At 75.1% G+C, this 4,057-nt stretch carries 1 protein-coding gene; it reads left to right on the forward strand.

Going from position 1 to position 4,057, the window contains the following annotated elements:
• Positions 1-4,057: beta-ketoacyl synthase N-terminal-like domain-containing protein (locus tag AB8Z36_RS33155; protein ID WP_369217094.1), on the forward strand; the 4,057-nt coding region annotated here is incomplete at both ends.

Below are 4,057 nucleotides of genomic sequence, written 5' to 3' on the forward strand. Positions count from 1 at the left end.
GCCCGCGCCGCTCTCCGAACGCGGCGGCGGTGACGGTGGTGGCGACGGCGTCGACATCGTGATCGTCGGCGTGGCGGGCCGCTACCCCGAGGCAGACGACCTGGAGCGGTTCTGGCGCAATCTGCGGGACGGCGAGGACTGCGTGCGCGAGGTCCCCGAGGACCGCTGGGACCACGGCCGGTTCTACGACCCGGAGCCCGGCACACCCGGCAAGGCGTACGCGAAGTGGGGCGGCTGGCTCTCCGACGTCGCCTCCTTCGACCCGATGTTCTTCCGCATGTCCCAGGTGGAGGCGGAACACATCGACCCGCAGGAGCGGATCTTCCTCCAGACCGTCTGGCACCTCCTGGAGGACGCGGGCACCTCGCGCGCGGCCCTGTCCACGGTCCGCACCGGCGTCTTCGTCGGCCTGATGTACGGCCACTACCAGCTCTACGGCGTCGACGAGGCGCTGCGCGGCGAAGGCGCGGCCACCTCGTCCTCGTACGCCTCGGTGGCCAACCGCGTCTCGTACTTCTTCGACTTCGACGGTCCGAGCATCGCCCTGGACACCATGTGCTCGTCCTCGCTCACCGCCCTGCACCTCGCCTGCCGGGCGATCAGGGACGGCGACTGCGACGTCGCGGTGGCCGGTGGCGTCAACGTCTCCAGCCATCCGCTGAAGTACCTCCAGCTCGCCAAGGGCGGTTTCCTCTCCACCGACGGGCGGTGCCGCAGCTTCGGCGAGGGCGGCGACGGCTATGTGCCCGCCGAGGGGTCGGGCGCCGTGCTGCTCAAGCGCCGCGCGGCGGCCGAGGCCGACGGCGACCGCGTCCTCGCGGTGGTCAGGTCGACGGCCGTCAACCACGGCGGCGCGGGCAAGGGCTTCAGCGTGCCCAACCCCAAGGCCCAGGGCGTGCTCATCGGCGAGGCCCTGGACCGGGCCGGTCTCACCCCGGCCGACCTCGACTACCTGGAGGCGCACGGCACGGGCACCTCGCTCGGCGACCCCGTGGAGATCACCGGCCTGGCGCGCGCCTTCCAGGGGCACGACCTGGACGGCGTCCGCATCCCCATCGGCTCGGTGAAGTCCACGATCGGGCACGCCGAGTCCGCCGCGGGCATGGCCGCCCTCACCAAGGTGCTGCTCCAGTTCCGTCACCAGGAGCTGGTGCCCTCACTGCACGCCGAGCGCCTCAACCCGCACCTCGACCTGGACGCCACCCCCTTCCGCCTGCAACGCGAGCGCGCCCCCTGGACGCCGCGCCGCGACGCCTCGGGCCGCGCCCTGCCCCGTACCGCCGCGATCAGCGCGTTCGGCGCGGGCGGCAGCAACGCCCACGTGATCCTGGAGGAGTCCGTGCCCCCGAAGCAGCCGCCCGCGCAGGAGCCGCCGTACGTGTGCGTGCTCTCCGCGCGGGACGCCGAGCGGCTCGCCGAACACACCGCGCGCACGGCGGAGTTCCTGCGCGGCGAGGGCCGTGCCGCCGACCCCGCCGCGATCGCCGCCACGCTCTGGACCCGGGAACCGATGGCGCACCGCCTCGCCGTCGTCTTCGACGACGTGGCCGGTCTCGCGGACGCCCTGGAGAGCCATCTGGCGGGGACGGGTGCCGCGCGCGTCCTGACCGGCACCGCGAGCCGCTCGGCCGCACCGGCCACCGGCCGCACCGCGGCCGGGATCGCCGAGGCCTGGGTGCGCGGCGCCGACGTCGGCCGCCCCTTCGACGGGCCCCGCGTCTCCCTGCCCGGCTACCCCTTCGCCCGGGAGCGCTGCTGGCTGCCCGCCGCGGACGCGGTGCGCGGCGAGCGGGCGCGGGCCGCGGCGTTCCACGGTGCGGTGGAGCTCTCCACTTCCACGCCGGTCATCGCGGGCCACCGTGTCCAGGGCCGCTCCCTGCTGCCCGCCCTCGCCTACCCCGACCTCATCGCCAGGCTCTTCGGCGACCACGGGCACGCCGTCGAGCGGGTGACGGTGCGCGACCTCACCGCGCTGCGTCCGCTCGACGTAACCGAAGGACCGGTGACCGCCGAGATCCGCTGTGTCCCGGACGGGGCCGACCGCTGGCGGGTCACCGTGACCGACGGCGAGCCCTACGCCACGGCCGAGGTGCTCCTCACCGGGGCCCCCGTCTTCGGCGAACGGCTGGACGGCCACCCGCTCGGCACGCCGGTCCCGCTCGCCGAGACCTACGCCCGCGACGGCGGCAACGGCCAGCACTACGGCGGAGCGGCGCGCGCCGAAGGCCTCGTACGGACGGACCAGGAGCGGCTGACGGTCGAGCTGACGCCGCCCGGGGGAGACTTCCTGGTCCATCCCGCGCTGCTGCTCGGCGGCGCCGTCGCGGCCGGGTCGCTGCTCGACGCCCGGGGGCAGGCGTTCCTGCCGCTGCACATCGGCTCCTTCCGTACGGCGGGGCCGCTGACCGGGGCCCGTACGGCCCGGGTGCGGCGGGACTCGGTGAGCCGCCGGGGCGAGGTCGTCCGGTTCTCCGTGGACTTCTTCGACGCGGACGGACGCCAGGTGGCCGAACTGTCCGAGCTGTCCAGCAAGGCGGTGGCTTCGCAGGCCGCCGTGACGGGGACCGCCGTGACCGGGGCCGCCGACCCCGCTCCGGACGTCGCGTCCGTGAACGGGCGGGCGGCCGAGGAGTTCCTGCGCGGGCTGCTCGCCGAACGGCTCGGCACCGACCCGCGATCGGTCTCCGTGACGGCCGGGTACTACGCACTCGGTCTGGAGTCCGTCCAGGTCCTCGGCCTGGTCGAGGCCGTACGGGAGAAGGTGGGGCAGGAGCTCGAACCCACGCTGCTCTTCGAGTACACGACCGTCCGCGACCTGGCCGCCCACCTCGCGGCCCGCTTCCCCGACGCGTTCGCGGCGGCCGACGGGCCCGGGGCAGGGGACGGCACGCGCGACGCCCGGGTGGACGACGGGCTGAGCCGCGTGCGACGGAGCGCCGTGATCCCGCCCGCGCCCGCACCCGCCGCCCTCTCCGCCCAGGAACTCGACCGCCTGATCGCCCGCCAGGTACTGCTGCGCCTGTGTCCGTCCGGTGTCTTCGCGCGGGGCCGTGCCGAGTCGGTGGACGGGATCGCCGGGCGCCTCGGCGTCGTCGGCAAGTACCGGCGCTGGCTCGACGAGGCCGCCCGGCTGCTCACCGCCGCCGGTCTGACGCGGCGGGACGGCGACGTCCTTGAGCTCACGGGCGAGCGGCCCGCCGCGGACGACTCCGCCTGGGCGGCCGTGCGCGAGCGCTTCGCGGGCGACCCCTACTGGGACGCGCAGCTCTCCCTCGTCCAGGAGTGCGTGGAGCGGCTCCCCGAGATCCTCTCCGGCGCGGTGCCCGCGACCGACGTGCTCTTCCCCGGCGGCTCCATGGCCAAGCTGACCGCGGTCTACCAGGGCAACGCCGTCGCCGACCGCCTCAACGACGTGGTGGCCGAGGTGACCGCCGCGGCGATCGGCGCACGTGTCGCAGAGGACCCGGCGGCCACGGTCCGCGTCGCCGAGGTGGGCGCGGGCACCGGGGGCACCACCGCCGTCGTCCTGCCCCGCGTCGACACCTTCGCCGACCGCGTCGAGTACTGGTTCACCGACCTCTCCCCGGCCTTCCTCGACCAGGCCGAGCGCCGCTTCGGGCCCGGCAGGGCCTATCTGCGCTACGGCCGCTGGGACGTGAGCCAGGAGGGGGCCGGTGAACGGCTCACCGGCGGTGACTGCGACGTCATCGTGGCGACCAACGTCCTGCACGCCACCCGCGACATCCGCCTCGTCCTGCGCAACCTCGCGGCGGCGCTGCGCCCCGGCGGGGTGCTCGTCATCAACGAGGTCACCCGCAAGTCCGCCGTCCTCACCCTCACCTTCGGCCTGCTCGACGGCTGGTGGCTCTACGACGACGAGGACGTACGGCTGCCCGGCGCCCCGCTCCTCTCCGCACCCCGCTGGCAGCAGGTGCTGCACGACAGCGGCTACGGCGAGGTGTGGCGGCCGGTCGCCGAACGCGACGSGTTCGGCGAGGTCTTCGTCGCGCGACGGGGTCCGGGCGCGGTACCGCCGCCGGAGGGCACCCGGCTGCTC

This window comes from Streptomyces flavofungini (assembly GCF_041028215.1).
Classification (GTDB): Bacteria; Actinomycetota; Actinomycetes; order Streptomycetales; family Streptomycetaceae; genus Streptomyces; species Streptomyces flavofungini_B.